The following is a 19,504-nucleotide window of genomic DNA, read 5'->3' as shown; positions in this document are numbered from 1 at the left end:
AATATGTTATAATTATATTAAATTTTCAATTATATCGTTGTTATTAGAGAGAGAAAAAGGAAGGTCACATATTTTTTTATGTGACCTTCCTTTTTCTCAAAGGTAGAGTGGACTTTAAAATATTTATTTGATTTTTAAATGTGTGTTGATATATTCAATAGGTAAAGTGGCATTGTAATTGGATTTTGAGAATACTTAATGAGTATTGTCACTTTTACTGCTTGTCTCAATTTTATATTGGGAGCACGCATTAATTAGACTAGGCTTTATTTTTAGTGTTGTTAAATTAAATTCCTCTGTCCATGAGCATTATACTAAAATATCAATAGATTAAAAAACATAACAAAAAATTAAGGTTATAGGTAATGCATTTTATATCATAAAATGGTAAAATAATAGTATATATGCAATTGGAGGAAGAATTATGAATAAAAGATTAAAAAGAATTATTGCTATAGCACTTACAATTAGTGCATTTTCAACAATACAACCATCAAAATACATGAACTTATTTACTACAACAGCATATGCTGCAAGTAGTCATATAAGTGATTTAAAATTAAATAAAACTGATACATCAAGTTCTCTTAAGTTATATAGAGATGAAGATTGTGATATAAAAACAGATTTTATAAGCAGTAGAAGTGAATATTATGTTAAGACTTCATTAAGAAGTGTTAATATAACTTTTGATGAATCTGATAAATATGAGGTTTATGTTTTTGCAGACGATAACAAAAGATCTGTTCCTTTTGAAGAGAGTGATGAAATAGAACTTTCAAAAGGCGATAATACTTTATATGTAAGAACTTATAAAGAGGATCGTTTTGATAAAAATAATGTTAAAAATAATGTTATTGATGAATACGAAATTCATATAGAAAGAACGTCTTCAGCTTCTTCAAATGATGAAAACATATATTTATCTGATATATCTTTAGACTATGGTAAATTATCTTTTTCTAAAAATAAGACAAGCTATAATGTAGATGTAAATTCATCTGTAGATGAAATAGAAGTTACAGCAAAACCAGTTAATAATGATGATTACACAGTTAGAATAAATGGAAGTCAAGTAAAAGAAAGTCGTGATTATAAAAAGACATTAAAATTAAAAAAAGGTAAGAATACTATAGATATACAATTACTAGATGAAGATGATAATGAAAAAATATATACATTGAATGTATATAGAGGTGGAAGAGACTCTTCAGATTCAAGCAATTCTGATAAAGATGATAATAAACAAGGTAATGTATATTTAGATGATTTAAAATTAAATAATGGGGATATTAAATTAGATTTTAATAGAAAAGTTACATCATATGATGTAAAGGTTGCATCTTCTATAGACTCAGTTACAATAGGAGCTAAGCCAGAAAATGATGAATGTGATGTAACAGTGGATGGTAAAAAAGTAAATTCTAAAAATCAAAGAACTGTTGATTTAACTTTAAATAAGAAGAATGAAATAAAGGTTAAAGTAACAGATGAAGATGATGAACAAAGAACATATACTTTAAATATAACAAGAGGAACTGTTTCTTCATCAAATAATAATACAAGTAATCCGGGAAATAGTAATTCTGGAAATACTACAGTGACTCCAGGGGGCGGAAGTACAAATCCAGGGTCAACAGTAACACCAGGTGGTGGAAATAATAATAGCAATTCATCAAATAATAATGCAAGTACTATTAAAGGTAAGTGGGTTAAAACATCAACAGGAAATTGGCAATATTATGATGCTAATGGAGTGGCTTTAAAGAATCAATGGTTCAAAGATACTAATAATAAATGGTATTACTTAACTGCTGATGGAAATATGAAAACAAACTGGTTACAAAACAATAATAAGTGGTATTACCTAAATTATGATGGTTCAATGGCAACTGGATGGGTTAAGTTGAATGGATTCTGGAATTATTTTAATACTGATGGAACAATGTTAGTTGGTTGGTATAAAATCGGAGACAATTGGTACTATTCAAATGCCGACGGATCTATGAGAACAGGATGGCTACAAGAAGGAAAGACAAAATACTATTTAAATGCTGATGGAACAATGCAAAAAGGACAAAAGACAATAAATGAAGTGAATTACAACTTTAATGCTAGTGGTCAATTAGTAGAATAGTATTTACAATAAAGAAAAGCATAGGACGCATCCTATGCTTTTCTTATCCTTGGGGTAATCCAAGTTTTGTTGATACTATGGTATTTAATTTATTTATAGATAGATTAAGTTCATGTATTTGTTTTTCTAGTCTTATTAATAAGTAACTGCTAACTGCCACAGGGAAGCCTACATTGCCAATTAAGTTGACTAATTCATTGATGTTCATATCCTTTGCATCTCCTTAAATTTTTAAATCCTGATTTTTAATTTTAAATTAATTTAAATATTCACTTAATTTTTTTAGAGTTTTTTTCTTTTTACGATGTAATGTTGTATATGGTATTTTAGTAATCTTAGAGTATTTTACTAAAGGATTATTCTTTATTATTATAAAGTCTATTAGTTGTCGTTCGTCATCATCTAATTTACTTAAAGCTAGTTTTAATCTCTTTTTTTCATCATTTTTATATAAAACTTCATCAGGAGTTGGTTCTTTTGATATCAATACATATTCTAAATTATCATTTAATATTAAAGCATCTGAGCCTTCAGCAGCATCTCTAGTTTTAGTTTTTCTTAATATTTGTTTTATTTCATTTTGTATTGAATTTGTAGCATATGCAACAAATTTATGTTCAGATAGTGAGTAATAATCAATGCAGCTAAAAAGTTTAGCATAACACTCATTTTTTATATCTAAAAAATCATAACCATGTGTAAAAGTTTTTGCAGCAATATTTAATATCATTGGTTTAAATTCTTTTGCAAGTTCTTCTTTAGCTTTTTTGTCACCTAGTTTCGATAAATAAACTAATCTTTCAATAGTGTTAAAGTTCATATTTACCCATCCCCTTTTAAAAATAATTAATATTTATATTGAAAAATGCAATAAAATTGTAATATAAGTAATAAATTGTATGTTCATAGAATATATATGCTTTAACTCATGAAAAAACCAAAAAAACTTTAATTTTTTAATTTACCCCTGGGGTCCAGAAAATGGAAAAAGCCATGTCCCTAGGACATGACTTTTTTAAAAATTATTTTATTTAACTGCATATTTTTTAATTTCTTTTTGAGTTAATTGAGCATTTTCAATTTTAACGAAAGATCCTTTACTTGTTAAAAAGAAGTTTTTATCAATTATTAACTGCATTAAAGCTTTTACATTCTCATCAGTTAAATCATTTTTAACACCACTTATATTTATATTTGTTTTAGAACCAGTAGAATTAATAAAAGTCATTGATAATATATATTCCATTGTAATTCCTCCTAAAGATTATTAATTTTAATATTTTCTACAATAAATTACATAGATATTTAAAAAGTATAATATTGCAATTTATTGAATTTTGACGTGTGGTAATAAAGTAAGTTTTTTAATTTAAATTTTATTCATTCATTAATTTTGATGAATCAGTTACGATATAGTTTCGACAATCAGCATCAAGTACTTTTTCTATTGCACTAGCAACTTCAAAGTAATCGTCAGCACCTATTGATGGATTAACATTTGAAAATGTTTTTTTTGTATAGATTGGATCGCCTAATTTATCAACCCCCTTTTGCACCTCGATACCTAATGAACAACCTGTTACTAATTTTGTTATAGCCATAAAAGCATTCCTCCTTGTATTTTTTGTTTTGCTATATTTTAAAGGATAAGCTCACACTGGAAATTCTTGTCCAGAAGCTTTATACAAAAATATAAATTTGACTTTAAAACATAGCATTTGATTCGCTTTACACAAAAGATATATGTTAATAAGAATAAAATAACCGAGTATTTGTAAAAAAAAATTAATTATTAAGCAAAAATTGGATTTTTGTGTTTAAAAAAATGGCTATAATTGTTATAATTGCTTATGTAAAGTTTATGTAGGCTTAAACGATAATTAATGTAGGATAAAAGCTTAATTTACTAACAAAAAGGGAGGAGGAAATTGCTAAAGTTAATATTCATTTAGCAATAAAATAAATGATGAAAATTAATTTTAAAAGAGTTATTTCACAATTTTTAATATTGACAGTTATGATAACAGGAATTCAACTGGGGAATATTAAATCTGCAAGTGCGGTGGAATTGAATTTAGGATTTGTTGTAGAAGCGGGTGGAGCTAATTTAGATATTAATAAAAGTTCTTCAAATGCTTATTATACGGATGAAATTGATATGTCAGTATCGACTATTAATATAAAATCAAGTGATACGTCATATTACAAACTCGAAGGGGTAACATCTAATTCAAGTGGTGTAAAAATTGCAAGTTCAACAAGCAATGGGGTTACAAGTTATAAAATAGCTATGACTAAATATAATGATTTTAATGCTACTATTAAAGTAAAAGATTTAGGAACTCAAGAAGTTAAATCTTATAATGTTACTTTTAAATTTAAAGAAGAAAATGCAGATACATTTAAATTTAACAAGATAATGATAGCTGCATCTGGTAGTGGTGGAGCAATGACTCTTGATTTAGACTATAATTCTGATGGCGATGATTACTATATCTCAGGATTAGGAGATGATATAGATACAGCTAAAGTTAGTATTGTAGATGAAAATGGTAAGGCCATAACTTCAGGTGTTAAAATTACTATGGGTGGTAAGACAGGCACCTTTAAATTACTAGGTGGAGAAAATGAAATACTTATTAGTAGAACAGTTAATGGACGTACGAAGACATTTAAACTTGTAATTGCTAAAAAAGGCAGTGCTAAATTAAAGTCTTTAACAGGTGTAACATTATCACCTAAATTTGATCCAGAAACTACGGATTATACAGCTACTGTTCCAACAGCAACAGATAAGGTTGTATTAAAACCAACAGCAGCAGATAATTCATCTACTATAAGAATAAATGGTGTTCTTGTGACTAGTGGAGCTAATAGTCAACCTATATCATTAAAAGAAGGAAAGAATGATATAACTATTAGAGTAACTACAAAAGATGGCGAAGTTGGAGTTTATAGTTTAGAGGTTACTAGAACTGAAGCACCAAGAAGTTCTTATTTAAAATCTTTAAAAATAAATTCAGCATCACTTTCACCATCATTTAATAAACAAACTTTTGATTATACAGCTACTGTTGAAAATAAAGTAACCGCTGTAACAGTTACTCCAACAGCTGAATATTCTACATCAACTATTAAAGTTAATGGAAAGAAAGTTGTAAGTGGAGGAACAACAGGTTTTATTAGTTTAGACGAAGGTTCTAACGAAATAGAAATAAAAGTTACTGATGATAAAGGCGATACGAGTACTTACGATATAGTTATCACAAGAAGATATGGAAAAGATAATGTAAAACTTTCAAATCTTAAGAGTACTGAAGGAACTTTATCACCTAAATTTGATCCAGAAACTTATCTTTATACTGTAAAAGTTGATAGAGCAGTAGGAAGAACTAAACTTGTATTTACAGCTCAAAATGATAAAGCAAAGGTAAAGATAAATGGCAAAGAGTATGCAAATGCACAAGAATCTGATTACATTGATTTAAAAATAGGTGCAAATCTTGTCAATATAGAAGTTGTAGCAGAAGATAAGAAAACTACAACACTATATAGAGTAAGTATAATTAGAGATAAAATACAAGCTATTAATGAATGGGTATTATCTGGTGATGATTGGACATTTTATGATGCTTTAGGTAATCAAGTAAAAAATAAATGGGTAAAATATGATAATCAATGGTACTTTGTAAATATCAATGGATATATGGAAAAGAACGGATGGATTAACGAAAGTGGACAATGGTATTATCTAAATGCGAATGGAACAATGAAAAACAATTGGTTTAAAGATAATGGGTATTGGTACTATCTTCAAGGCGATGGTGCTATGAAGAATTCTGGTTGGGGATATTATGATAAAGAATGGTACATGTTTGGACCTAATGGGATGCTTGAAACTGGTTGGAAACTGTATAAAGGTAATTGGTATTTCTTATTAGACAACGGTACAATGAGAAGAGGCTGGGAGTATTATGATTTAAATTGGTACTATTTAAATGATGATGGAACAATGAAAAAAGGCTGGCTATATGACGGGAAGAATTATTACTATTTAAATAATAGTGGTGTTATGAAGACAGGCTGGCAAAGAATAAATAGTAAGGATTATTATTTTGATTCTTCAGGAAAGATGAAGACTGGATATATATTCTTAGATGGTAAATGGTATAACTTAGGACAAGATGGTTCATTAATTTATTAATTTAGCTATTCTTGGACTAGCTAGTGACAGTCACCAATTGGGGTTGGTGACTGTCACTTCTGTTAATTGGTGACTGTCACCGAAAAAACGCTATGAGTTTTATTCGTAGCGTTTTTTTTATTCTTTAGGAAATTATATTGCCTCAAAATATGTGGATAACTTATGGGGATATTGTATTTTAGGGGCATGATGAGTATATCTAAAGAATAAAAAATAATCATATAAGCATTGTAAAGAGAAATTTAGCCAAGCTGGTGACTGTCACTTTACTCTGAAATAACCAAGCTGGTGACTGTCACCATATTACATTGGTGACAGGCACTTTCAACATTTATGTAATAATATGAAATAAAAGAATAAAATTGAAAAAAGACAAGCTTTTAATCTCATTAAAATGAATATGTACAAAATTTTGAGAATAAAAATGGATTTTGTAATATCCAATAGTTTTAAATTCTTTTATAGGAAATATAATCTAGTAATAAAATTTATAAAAACTATTTCCAATAAAGTCGAAAGGTGTTAAAATAAAACTATGGCATATGAGATATAAAAAACCACTTATTAAGGAATTATATTATGTAATGATTACTAATAATATGAATTGTTTTTTTATATGGTAAAGCCATAATTACAAAAGATAAAGCTTTTATTAAAGTTAAGTATTACAAAGGATAAAAGAACAAGGAGAGAAAAAAGTATGATAAAAAGAATGAACAAATTAACAGCTCTTTTAGTTGCTGCAACTGCTGTTGCTTCAATAGTTCCAACAGGGGTTAGCGCTGCTGACTACCAAAGAATAGAATCAAAAGATGGTACAATCTATAATGCAGTAGCATTTAAAGATGGAAAGTTCTTCGTTGATGGTAACGTTAAAGATGGAGATACTGATGCTGCTTACTACTTAAATGATGGAAAGTACTCAGAATTAGAAAACCTTGATACTGGAGTAGATGTTGATGGAGTATACGCTAACAAATATCTTTCAGTTGAAGGTGGAGATTACTACATCGATTTAGAAACTGGTAAAGTTATAGATGAAGATTTAAAAGAAAATACTTTAGATGATTTAGCAGTAAGCTTAAGAAAACAAATTAAAGATAAAGCTGATGATAGATACACAACTGAACATAGTGAATTAAAGAATGCTTCAGATTTCACTTTACTTGAAGGTGCTAAATTTACTGATGCTTGGTATGGCGTTAAATATGATGGAAACAATGTTTATACAGACGTTAAAGGAAACTATATAGATGCTGACTACAACTTAGGAAAAATTAAAGTTGAAGTTACAACTGGATCAAGCACAAAATCAGTTACTTTAAACAATACTAAAGATACTGAAAAATCAATTACAGATGGACAAAAAGTATCTGCTAAAATTACTGATTCAAAAGTAATTGGACAAGACTCTGATAATATCTACAGAACAGCAACTATAACAGTAGAAGCTGGAACTGATGCAATAAAATCAATAAACAATGTTACAGTAACACCAGTAGATGGTAAAGTACAATTTAAAGTTATCCAAAAAATATCAAAAGCACAAGCTTCTGATACTATAGATGGAGCTAAATATGCTAAAACAGTAGCTAACTATGCTATAACAGATAAAGATGGTGCAGATGCAACTGCTCAATTAACTGATATGTCATTCAACGTTGTTGATGGAAAATTAGTAGCTTACAAAACAACTACAACTGCTAATAAAGTAAAAGTTGAAGCTAAAACAGTTAAATTCTCTACTGAAAGAGGATATACTTATACTGAAATCGAAGATGTAGATGCAGAAGAAGGAACAGCTTTTGATATCGACGTTGACGGTAACATGTGGTTATTAGAAAGTGGATTTGTTTATAAATTTGATAATGAAGAAGATTGGGACAAAGTTTACAAAGTAGACGGATCAATGAGTGAAATGTCAGTTTATAACAAAGACAACATGGTTGTTTGGAATGAAAAAGATGAAGTTTACTCAGTAGTTGGAAACAAAGATTCAGGAGAAGTTGAAAAGCCAGAAGTAACTACTGGATGGGTTAAAAACTCAGATGGAACTTGGACATTTGTTAAAGAAGATGGAACTAAAGCTACTGGTTGGTTAAATAACAACGGAGCTTGGTACTTCTTAAATGCAGCTGGAATCATGCAAACTGGTTGGATCAACGATAATGGAACTTGGTACTACACTAATGCTTCAGGAGCTATGTTAACTGGATGGCAAAACGTTAATGGTACTTGGTACTTTATGCAAGGATCAGGAGCAATGAAAACTGGTTGGTTAAATGACAACGGAACTTGGTACTACTTACAAGCTTCAGGAGCAATGAAAACAGGTTGGTTAAATGATAACGGAACTTGGTACTTCTTAAATGCTTCAGGAAAAATGCTTTCTAATACAACTGTAGATGGATACAAATTAGGAGCTAACGGAGCTTGGATAAGATAATTATTAGATTATTATCTTAAATGAAAAAGGATGGGGTTATCTCATCCTTTTTTTATTCTTTAGGAGATTATAAAAATCTTAAGTCTGTGGATAATTTCTAGAATAGCATGTTTTAAAGATATGATAAGTATCTCTAAAGAATAAAAAATAATCATATGCCGCACCATTATTCCTTCACTGCGTTTGGAAAGGGTGCATGGCTAAAAAAATCGACGGCTCTAAAGTCGCCTTGTCGATTTTGTTCTTCTTTAGGAGATTATAAAAATCTTAAGTCTGTGGATAATTTCTAGAATACTGTATTTTAGAGTAACAGGGGGATGTACTGATGGAATTAGACTATAGTGGTTGGAAGAATTTAAAAGGAAAATGGTATTTTTTTAATGAAGGTTTTATGAAAACAGGCTGGGTTCAAGATGGACATGCATGGTATTATCTAAATGATGATGGAGAGATGCAAACTGGTTGGATTAAAGATGGTGAAAGCGAATACTTTACAAATTCAAGAGGTATAATGCAAATTGGATGGATTGATGATTGTGGAATTTTATATTATGCAAATAAAAACGGTTTAATACAAAAAGGAAAAGTTATTATTGAAAAGAAAGTATATACTTTTTCTGAAGATGGAAAACTTATTTCATAAAAATATATTAAAAAAAAGCCTTAGTGGCTTTTTTTTGTTACTTAATAAATAATAAGGATAATTAAGGGGAATGTTTTGGAATTATATAGACAGTATAGTATAATAAAAAAATAATTTATTAATTTGGTGAAAATAATTACTGAATTAATGTATTAATATTTATATAAAGAATTTAAAGTTCCTTACGAAATAGATAGTGATTAAATAATTAAAATTTTTTACATAATATAGCAATTGATAAAATACAAAATTAGAGAGGAAGAGTGAAATGGACTTTTATAAAAATTTAAAAGTAAAAACTAAATTAATAGGATCATTTTTGTTTATGGCAATGATTGTAATATTAATTGGTTTAGTTGGAAGAGAAGCATTAATAAATACAAATAATAATGTAAAGGAAATGTATAATGTTGATTTACAAGCAATGCAAAAAATCTTATCGATAAAGGCAAACTTAGAAACAATAAATGGAAAAATATTGCTTGAAATGCATGAAGATCATAAAAATATGTTTGAAAATGCTAAAACAGAAATAAATGAAAAAGTTGAAGAAAATACTACATACATAAAAGAATATGAAGAATTAAATATTTCAGACAAAGAAAGACAAGCATTTAATAAATTTAAACAAGGTCTAGAGAAATATAGGATAGAAAGAGAAAGTTTAGTTAGTTATATTTATGAGGGTAACTTTGAAGGTGCTGAAAAAAAATATTTAGACATACAACCTATACAACAAGAAATGACTAAAAGTCTTAATGAACTTGTAGAGATAAATCAGAATATCGCTAAAACAGCTAATGAGAATAATAAAAATACTTTTATTAAAGCCAAATTATTCATTGATGTTATAACTATAATATCAATTTTAATTGCAATTACACTTGCATTAAGCTCATCACTTAGTATATCTAAGTTATTAGACAAAATGATAAATTTTGCAGAAAAGTTAGCTCTATATGATTTTTCAACATCACTTGATATTGGAACAACTAATGAATTTGGAAAAGCTGCTAATGCTTTAAATAAAGTGCAAGAAAATATAAGAGAATTAGTGAAAAATATAATGGATGATTCTCAAGATATAAGTTCAGCTAGTGAAGAACTTTCAGCGACAGTCGAAGAGTTATCAGCAAATGCAATGCATATAAATGAAGCTGTAAATGAGATTGCAAATGGAATGCATGAAACCAGTGCAACATCACAAGAAGTGACTTCAGCTGTAGAAGAAGTAGATTTAAGTATTACTCAGCTTTCTTCTAAAGCAGTACAAGGAAGTAATAATGCTAATGAATTTAAGGAAAAAGCTTTAGTAGTTCAAAATAATAGTAAAATAGCTATTGAAAATACTGAAAAGTTATACAGTGAACAAGAAAAGAAAATGATGAAAGCTATTGAAGATGGTAAAGTAGTTGATAATATAAGAGATATGGCAGATACAATATCTAATATAGCAAGTCAAACTAATTTGCTTGCATTAAATGCAGCAATAGAAGCAGCTAGAGCTGGAGAAGCTGGAAAAGGTTTTGCAGTTGTTGCAGAAGAAGTTAGAAAGCTTGCAGAACAATCATCATTAGCAGTGACTGGGATACAAGATACAATTATTGAAGTTAATAAAGCATTTAAAATAAGTATTAATACTGGTACAGATATACTTAAATTCATTCATGATGATATACAAGAACAATTTGATGCATATGGTGAAGCAGGACATCAATATTATAATGATTCTGATTTTGTAAGTAAAATGTCAGAAGAAATTTCATCTATGTCACAAAATGTAGCTTCTACAATAGGGGATGTGAGCAGGGCAATTCAAAACATGGATACAATAGCTCAAAATTCAAATGAAAGAGTGGACTTAATTAAAGAAAGTGTTAATGAGAACACAAGAGCTACAAATGAGATAGCATTGGCTGCACAAGGTCAAGCAGAATTAGCTCAAAGACTTACTGAAATGGTACAAAAGTTTAAAATTTAGGCTCTGTTTTAGCAGAGTGCTGATATATGCATAAGCAAAGTCCAATTACAATGCCACTTTACCTATTGCATATATCAACACACATTTAAAATAGAACCAAAATTTAAGAATAATTGGAAAAAATTACACCCCAGGGGTAGATGAATCTACCCCTGGGGTGTAATTTTTTCCAAATGAATATTGGTCAATTTTGTATTTGAACCGCTGAGTATAAGTGGTATAATAAATAAATAAAGTACATAGAAATAGAATTTATTATAGTGAATTTTTTTATTTTAGGATTATCAAGGGGGAAGAACGATGATAAAAAGAATTAAGAAAGTGATGGCTTTAGTGCTTATTGCAACTTCCATGGTAGCAATAGCGCCTAGAGATATGTTTAAAGGAAATGTTACTGCTTATGCAGCGACAACAAAGGAAGGAATGCCTAATATTGACCAGATAATAGATGGTATGCTTACACAAATGGTTAGTGCAAAAATTCCTTCAAATGAAACAATAGCAAAAACATTAGGTGGGGTTTTAGTAAAACAATATGAAAGTAAAGGTGCTAAAACTGCAGATGATTTAAAGTTCATTAAAAATGTTAGTATAAAGTTAAGTGATAAAAAGGCTAGAGAAATAATGGCACAAATGATGCCTAAATTAGCGGATAATAATACTATGGAACTTATACAAAAATTTGCAAAAGCAGAAGTGATTAAAGAAGGTGTAAATCCTTCAGATCCTAATTTCCAAGTAAAAGTAAAGGAAAAAGTGGATGAAATATTAAATATTATAATAGATAAAGGCGCAGTAATTTTACAGAATTATGCAGACTCAATTCCAGTATATCAATATACACTTAGGAATGATAAAAAGGAAGAAGTTGCAATGGGAGTTGTAGTTGGCGGACCAATTGCATATGTACTTTTACCTAAAACAGGACCTATATATGTTGATACTACGAAACTAGGGACAGTAGGAAATACAATGCTTCCAGAATTAATTGATAAATTAGAAGAAGCAATAAAAAATTTGGGTGGAAATATTGGACAAATAATAGGAAATATTAGCAGCACTATTACTGGAGCTTTAGATGATGTTGCTGATTCTGTGGACAAAATTTCAAATTCTATAACTGATTTATTTGATGATTTAGATGATAGTACTGATGACTTCTTTGATAAAATAAACAAAGATGAAGGCTGGGACAAGCATGACGGATATGTTTATTACTATGATGAAGATGGTATTAAGTATAGAGGCGTTCATGAAATAAAAGGAAAGAATTATTATTTCAACAGAATTGATGGAGCTATGGAAACAGGCTGGCAAATTGTTGACGGAAAGAGATGCTATTTCTCACCTAAAAAAGGATATCAACTTTATAGTCAATGGATAAAAGATGGAGATAAAATATACTGTCTTGATGAAAAAGGTGAAGTGAGAAAATCTCAGTGGGCTCAAGATGGAGCAAATTCATGTTACTTAAAAGCTGATGGAACGGTAGCTAAAGGATGGTATTCTGTAAATAGAGATGAGAGGTATTACTTTAATGAAACTACTGGATATATAGAAAAATCAAAGTGGATATATGATGATCAAGAATGGTACTATTTAAAAGACAGTGGAGTAGCAGCAACTGATTGGGAATGTATTAATGGAAAATGGTATTGCTTTAAATCAACTGGTAAAATGTATTCAGGTTGGTTTAGAAATGAAGGCAGTTGGTATTATTCAGATTCTACTGGAGCAATGCAAACAGGATGGGTATCCCATAAAAATAAATGGTTTTATTTAGATGAAAGTGGAAAAATGAAAAAGAATGAATGGGTATCAGTAAATGGAAATTGGTATTACTTCAATTTAAATGGAGAAATGATTACAAGTTCAAGATATATAGATGGAACAAAATATCACTTTAATTCAGATGGAAGTTTACAATCATAAAATTTAGGTGGCTGGTGACAGCCACCTTTTATTGATTGAAAAATAATTATGAATTTATAACTATTTATTGTATAATGTATTAATATATAAGCTTATTATGGAAAAAATTGCTATAGATATACATTATAGGAGGGGACTATAGAATATGAATAAAAAATTAAAGAGAATTATCACAATGACACTTATTATTGGGGCATTTTCTTCAGTATCACCAGTAAATTATAGAGTTTTTAACAATGAAAAGGTTTATGCATCTACACATAATGATGAGTATTTACTTAAAAAACTAGGTGTATTTGAAACTAAAAGTGGAGATGAAATTGATTTATTAGATAGTGAATGGAAAAAGACTAATTTTAATAAGAAATCTAAAGCAAATTATTGCGTTAAAGTGGATAGTAATGTTGATTCAATTAGAATAAATGCTTCTACTAATGCTACAGATTACTCCATATATAAGAATGATGGAAAAAAGAACTATAAAGGAAAAGATATTTTATTATCTGATGGAATAACAAAGATTTATGTAAAAACTTATGAATCAAAATCAGATGCAGATGATGATAAAAATGTTAAAAAAGAATATAGAATAACAGTTAAGAAATCTTTAGAAGATAATAAAAATTCATCAAATGAAATTAGTGATGAGTCATCATGGAATTTAGAACAATATAAAGATGATGAAGTAAAAAATGAAAATAATTTATTAAGTAAATTTGATAATAAAGTTTTAAATAATACAAAGAGAAATCAATGGGTTATGGTAAACGGACTATGGCAATATAATAATTACATTGGTAATCCACTTAAAGATGAGTGGATCCATGACACATCTAAGGATAAGTGGTATTTTTTAGATTCTTATGGAAATATGGTGACGGGATGGCTAAATAAAGGAGATAAATGGTATTATTTTGATTCAAATGGAGAAATGGTTACTGGCTGGAGAAGTATTGATGGACAATGGTATTATTTTAATTTATTAGGGAAAATGATGAATGAAAGAGTATTAGATAATGGAAATTGGTATTATTTTTTACCTTCTGGCGAATTGATCTAATTTATGTTGGTGACAGGTATGTTGGTGACAGTCACTTTTTTGAAGTGGTGACAGTCACCTTTGGGCAGAGGTGAATCTGTAATGCATTGGATTTACAGGTTTTAGCTGAATTAAATTGAAAATGGTGACAGTCACCGATAGGTAAATGGTGACTGTCACCATTTTTTTTGGTATAATAGTCCAAAAGGATAATTTTGGAAAGATATTAGGGGGATTGAATTATGAATAAAAGATTAAAACACATAATTGCAGCTACTCTTGTAGTAAGTGCATTTACAACTATTGCTCCAGCAAAATATATTAATTTAGGTATGGTAAATGCATATGCATCAAGTAGCATAAGTAAAGATGAGTTTGATGATCTTGCTGTATACAAGGGTTCAAGCTCAAAAAAATTACAACTTTATAGTTCTTCAAGTTGTAAGGATTCTGATGAAGTAGATTTTAAATTTAATACAAAGACATATTACGTTAAAATTTCAGGTAGCACAGATTCTGTAAATATTAATGCTGATATTGATAGTGACTATGAAGCGCATGTATTTAAAGGAAATAAAGATACACCACATGATCTTGAGGAAGAGATAGAAGTGGGATCTGGAACTACAACTCTTTATGTAAGAATATATGAAAGTGGAGAGTTTGAAGATGACGATGTTGAAGAAAATGTAGTAAGAACTTATAAGATATATGTAAAAAATGGATCTGACTCTGATGATGACAATGCTTCAGATAAGATATATTTAAAGGATATAACTTTAAGTAATGGAGATATAAGTTTTAATAAGAAAAAGACTTCTTATGATATAAATGTTGCTGAATCAGTAGATTCTATCAAGATTAAGGCTGTACCAGAAGATGATGATTATACTGTTGAAATTGATGAAGATACAGTCGATGATGGAGACAAATATAAAAAAGAAGTTGACCTTAAAAAAGGAAAAAATACTATTAAGATAAATATAGAAGATGATGATGATAACAAGAGAACATACACTTTAAATATAACTCGAGGAGGAATATCTACTTCTAATAATCAAAATACAAATAATAATACAAACAATAATTCTAATACAGTTAAGCCAAGTACACCAGGCGATACTGATAAAAAATGTGATCAATGGGTAAGTGCTAATGGAGTTTGGCAATATAATGACTCAAATGGAAATGCTATTAAGAATAGATGGCACAGTGATAGATCTTCAGGAAAATGGTATTACTTAGATCAAAATGGATATATGAAAATAGGTTGGTTAATAGATGGAGACTCATGGTATTATCTAGACGAAAATGGAGCTATGAGAACAGGATGGGTACTTTGTGGAAATGATTGGTACTATTTAAATAACAATGGATCAATGCATACAGGATGGCTACAAGATGGATCAAATTGGTACTTTATTAACAGAAATACTGGCGTAATGAAGAGCAATGGTTGGATTGTAGATAATGGAAAGTATTATTATTTTAGTTCATCAGGAAAGATGCTTTCTAATGTTACAATGAATGGATATGTATTAGGTGCAGATGGGGCTTGGATAGGAAGATAATAAAAAAGTACCCAAAATTAACCTTTTTGATGTATTATTAATGAGTATAAGTTATGACAAAAGAATTAAGAATATCTTAAGCTTAAATTAATTTACTTGTCGTCATTGTCATGGTAAAATATACAACATATAAGGGAGGAATGGTAAAATGAATAAAATATTCAAGAGAACAATAGGATCATTACTTGCTGTAGCGACCTTTGCAACAGTTGGTCCTGTAAAATATACAAGCCTATTTACAACAGAAGCTCATGCATCTACAAGTAAAAATTCTGATATGATAACTGATATAAACATTGGTAAATCAGAAGGTGATGATGATTATAGCTTATATGATAAGAAGAAGTGTAAGAAAAAGGTTGACTTTGATGCCGGAGAAAAAGATTATTATGTTAATGCTAAATCTAAAAATAAAGTTTATGTAAGTGCAGATGTTAAGTCTGGATATTCATATGAAGTATATAGAGGTTCTAAAGAAGCTGATGATGGTAAAATTTCACTTAGCTCATCTTCAACTAAGGTTTCTGTAAAAGTATATGAAAATGGAAATGTTGAAAATGGAAATAAGAAAACACTTAAAGAAACTTATAAGATAACAGTATTACGTGATAGAGACAAAGATGACGATGATGATGATGACGATGATGATTATGATGATATCTATTTAAAAAATCTTGAAGTAGATGATAAAGATGTTAAATTAAAGGAAAGCAAAACTACTTATACTGTAGATGTTAAAGAAAGCAAAACATCAGTTAAGATTGTAGCTGAACCAGATGAGGATGAATATAAAGTAAAAATCGATGGAGATACAGTTGATGATGATGATGATTATGAAAAGAAAGTCACTTTAAAAAAAGGTAAGAATGAATTTAAAATAAGAGTTAAAGATGATGATAAAAATGAAAGAATATATACATTAATCATCAATAGAGGATCATCTTCTGATAAAGATGAAGACAAAGAAGAAAATAAGAATAACTCAAACTCAAATAATAACACAAATGTAACTGCTAGACCAAACCAATGGATAACAGTTAATGGACAGTTAATGTACAATGATTCATTAGGAAATCCTATCAAGAATGCATGGTTCATAGATAGAAACACTAATGCATGGTATTATTTCCAAGCTGATGGAACAACAAAAAAAGGTTGGTTTAGTAGTAATGGTAATTGGTACTATTTAAATCAATATAGTGGTCAAATGCAAACAGGATGGTCTTATATAAATGGACAATGGTATTGCTTAAATTCATCAGGTGCTATGAGAACAGGATGGATAAAATCTGATTGGAGTGGTGATTGGTACTACTGTGATGGATCAGGAAAAATGCTTAGAAATACAACTGTTAATGGGTATAGATTAGCATCAAGCGGTGCTTGGGTAAGATAGTATAATCTTATTTTAAGTTAAGACTATGTTTTAAAATATAGCCTAAGTTAAAAAATGCTTTAGAGATATGAAATTTTCTCTAGGGCATTTTTTATTACGTTAACTTTAGAATATAATTTAATTAATATTTAAAATTTATGTAAAGTTTTTGTTAAAAATGTAAAATTATAAACACATATTTTTAAAATCTATTGAATGCTGGAAAAAATATGTTATAATTATATTAAATTTTCAATTATATCGTTGTTATTAGAGAGAGAAAAAGGAAGGTCACATNNATGTGACCTTCCTTTTTCTCAAAGGTAGAGTGGACTTTAAAATATTTATTTGATTTTTAAATGTGTGTTGATATATTCAATAGGTAAAGTGGCATTGTAATTGGATTTTGAGAATACTTAATGAGTATTGTCACTTTTACTGCTTGTCTCAATTTTATATTGGGAGCAAGCTAAAAAGGGACTATACTCATTTTTAGTATTCCTAAGTTCAATTACTCAGTCCACTTTGCTTATGCATATATCAACATGATACTAAAACACAACTTAATTTTTAAACCTTAATATTATCTTAAGCTAATGTTAATTTACTATCAATGTTTAAAATGGTAAAATTAATAGTACTAAAGTATTTAGAGAGATGGTGAGATAATTTTGAAGAAATTTTTTAGAAATATTATTATGGCATTTTTTGTAATTGGTATATTTTCAGTATTTGAGCCGTCAAAATATTTTAATTTAATTAATAAAAAAGCATACGCAGCTAGTAGGGTGTATTTAGATAATATATATTTAAGTGACAGATGCTCTATTGATTTTTCTAGGAAAAAGTATTCTTATATTTTAGATGTTGATAAATCACTTGAAGAAATAGTAGTTAGAGCTAGACCTGAAGATTATAATGATACAGTTAAAATTAATGGAGAAGTTATAACAAGTGATGATAAATATAGAAAATTAGTACCCTTAGAAATTGGAAAAAATAAAATTGAAATAGAAGTTAAGGATAATAATAGTGCTACAACAGCTACATACACTCTGTATATTTATAGGGGTGGGAATGAATGCAACTATTTATTAGATGATATAAGTATTGATTCAAGTAATATTGGTTTTAAGAAGGACAAGAATTCTTATAATATTGAAGTTGATGATGATACATCTAAAGTTGTTCTTAAAGCTATAACAAAGGATAAAAATTATAAGGTAGTTGTTAATGGGACTGAACTTGATTATCCTAATCTTATTAGAATAAGATTTAGTGGAATTGGGAAATATGAAATTAAAATTAAAGTTATTGATCCTGAAACAAATAGATTTAAGGAATATAATTTAGATATGTATGTAGGTATTCCTATATCTCCTGATGTATCTAATTCTATAAATTCAGTTATAAAACCTAATCAATGGGTAATGGTAAATGGTAGATGGAGATATAATGACTCATTAGGAGAGCCTATAAAAGATAAATGGTTTTTTGATACAAAGTATAATAACTATTTTTACTTTAATAAAAGGGGAAATATGAGGACAGGCTGGCTTTGCGTGGATAATAATTGGTATTATGCAGAGATTAATGGTGAAAGACAAACAGGCTGGCTTTTAGAGGACAATGAGTGGTATTATTTTGATTATGATGGAATAATGAAAACAGGTTGGATACCATATAAAGATAAGTGGTATTTTCTAGATTCAATTGGAGCTATGCAAACAGGTTGGATTTGTGATAAAGGTAATTGGTATGTTTTAAATGCCAATGGTGAAATGATTATTGGTTGGATAACATATAATAAAAATAGATACTTTTTAAAAGATGATGGAAAAATGGCAGTAGGATGGTTTAATAATAAAAATGAATGGTACTATTTTAATGCTAATGGAAGTATGAAAAATGGAGAATGGTTATTTTATAGGAGCAATTGGTACTATATAAATTATATTGGTACCATGAGAACAGGTTGGCTATATAAAGATAATAAGTACTATTATTTTAATGAAGATGGAACAATGAATACAACTACTAAAACTATAGATGGATATACTTATAATTTCAATAAAGATGGTTCAGCAAATTTTAACTGATTTTTTTATTCTTTAGCAATTATAATATATTGAAATCAGTGGATAACTTAAATTATAATTTTGGTTAAAGTTGAAGA

General features: G+C 28.6%; 14 protein-coding genes. 10 read left to right on the top strand and 4 right to left on the bottom strand.

Annotated features, from left to right (window positions below):
* Positions 1-424 precede the first annotated feature (424 nt).
* Entirely contained in the window at positions 425-2,137 is a 1,713-nt protein-coding gene (locus NG918_RS13895; protein WP_252226681.1) for a cadherin-like beta sandwich domain-containing protein, read from the top strand.
* Positions 2,138-2,180: 43 nt separating this feature from the next.
* On the opposite strand, the gene NG918_RS13890 is transcribed toward NG918_RS13895, so the two are convergent.
* The 4 genes from NG918_RS13890 to NG918_RS13875 all read right to left on the bottom strand — a co-directional run bounded on the left by NG918_RS13890 (position 2,181) and on the right by NG918_RS13875 (position 3,738).
* Positions 2,181-2,345, bottom strand: a complete 165-nt coding sequence (locus NG918_RS13890) for a YvrJ family protein (protein WP_205449997.1) — start codon at positions 2,343-2,345, stop codon at positions 2,181-2,183.
* 48 nt (positions 2,346-2,393) lie between these two features.
* On the bottom strand, positions 2,394-2,957 hold the full coding sequence (locus tag NG918_RS13885; RefSeq protein WP_252226679.1) for a sigma-70 family RNA polymerase sigma factor: 564 nt from the start codon (positions 2,955-2,957) through the stop codon (positions 2,394-2,396).
* Positions 2,958-3,164: 207 nt separating this feature from the next.
* Positions 3,165-3,383 carry a DUF2922 domain-containing protein gene (locus tag NG918_RS13880; protein ID WP_252226677.1) on the bottom strand — a complete coding sequence of 73 codons (219 nt, stop codon included), beginning with the start codon at positions 3,381-3,383 and terminating at the stop codon, positions 3,165-3,167.
* Positions 3,384-3,513: 130 nt separating this feature from the next.
* Complete coding sequence (locus tag NG918_RS13875; protein ID WP_252226675.1) at positions 3,514-3,738, bottom strand: DUF1659 domain-containing protein; 225 nt, start codon at positions 3,736-3,738, stop codon at positions 3,514-3,516.
* Between the two features lie 365 nt (positions 3,739-4,103).
* Between NG918_RS13875 and NG918_RS13870 the strand changes: the two genes are divergently transcribed.
* From NG918_RS13870 to NG918_RS13830, 9 genes are all read left to right on the top strand, one after another.
* Positions 4,104-6,341, top strand: a complete 2,238-nt coding sequence (locus NG918_RS13870) for a cadherin-like beta sandwich domain-containing protein (protein ID WP_502801313.1) — start codon at positions 4,104-4,106, stop codon at positions 6,339-6,341.
* A gap of 700 nt (positions 6,342-7,041) precedes the next feature.
* Positions 7,042-8,787 carry an N-acetylmuramoyl-L-alanine amidase family protein gene (locus NG918_RS13865; protein ID WP_252226673.1) on the top strand — a complete coding sequence of 582 codons (1,746 nt, stop codon included), beginning with the start codon at positions 7,042-7,044 and terminating at the stop codon, positions 8,785-8,787.
* A 325-nt stretch (positions 8,788-9,112) separates the two neighbouring features.
* Positions 9,113-9,430, top strand: a complete 318-nt coding sequence (locus NG918_RS13860; protein WP_252211757.1) for a hypothetical protein — start codon at positions 9,113-9,115, stop codon at positions 9,428-9,430.
* Between the two features lie 268 nt (positions 9,431-9,698).
* Positions 9,699-11,411, top strand: a complete 1,713-nt coding sequence (locus NG918_RS13855) for a methyl-accepting chemotaxis protein (RefSeq protein WP_252226672.1) — start codon at positions 9,699-9,701, stop codon at positions 11,409-11,411.
* Between the two features lie 300 nt (positions 11,412-11,711).
* A complete protein-coding gene (locus NG918_RS13850) occupies positions 11,712-13,343 on the top strand; it encodes an N-acetylmuramoyl-L-alanine amidase family protein (RefSeq protein ID WP_252226671.1) in 1,632 nt (543 codons plus the stop codon).
* A 145-nt stretch (positions 13,344-13,488) separates the two neighbouring features.
* A complete protein-coding gene (locus NG918_RS13845) occupies positions 13,489-14,403 on the top strand; it encodes an N-acetylmuramoyl-L-alanine amidase family protein (protein ID WP_252211760.1) in 915 nt (304 codons plus the stop codon).
* 221 nt (positions 14,404-14,624) lie between these two features.
* Positions 14,625-15,953: a cadherin-like beta sandwich domain-containing protein gene (locus NG918_RS13840; RefSeq protein ID WP_252226668.1), complete on the top strand. Its 1,329-nt coding sequence runs from the start codon at positions 14,625-14,627 to the stop codon at positions 15,951-15,953.
* Positions 15,954-16,101: 148 nt separating this feature from the next.
* Positions 16,102-17,349: an N-acetylmuramoyl-L-alanine amidase family protein gene (locus tag NG918_RS13835; protein WP_252226666.1), complete on the top strand. Its 1,248-nt coding sequence runs from the start codon at positions 16,102-16,104 to the stop codon at positions 17,347-17,349.
* Positions 17,350-17,999: 650 nt separating this feature from the next.
* Positions 18,000-19,427, top strand: a complete 1,428-nt coding sequence (locus NG918_RS13830) for a cadherin-like beta sandwich domain-containing protein (RefSeq protein WP_252226665.1) — start codon at positions 18,000-18,002, stop codon at positions 19,425-19,427.
* Positions 19,428-19,504: the final 77 nt, after the last annotated feature.

The sequence above is a fragment of the Clostridium sp. ZBS2 genome, from assembly GCF_023845855.1.
Classification (GTDB): Bacteria; Bacillota; Clostridia; order Clostridiales; family Clostridiaceae; genus Clostridium; species Clostridium aquiflavi.
The sequence above is the reverse complement of the archived record's forward strand: the minus strand, read 5'-3'. Positions and strand labels throughout refer to the sequence as shown.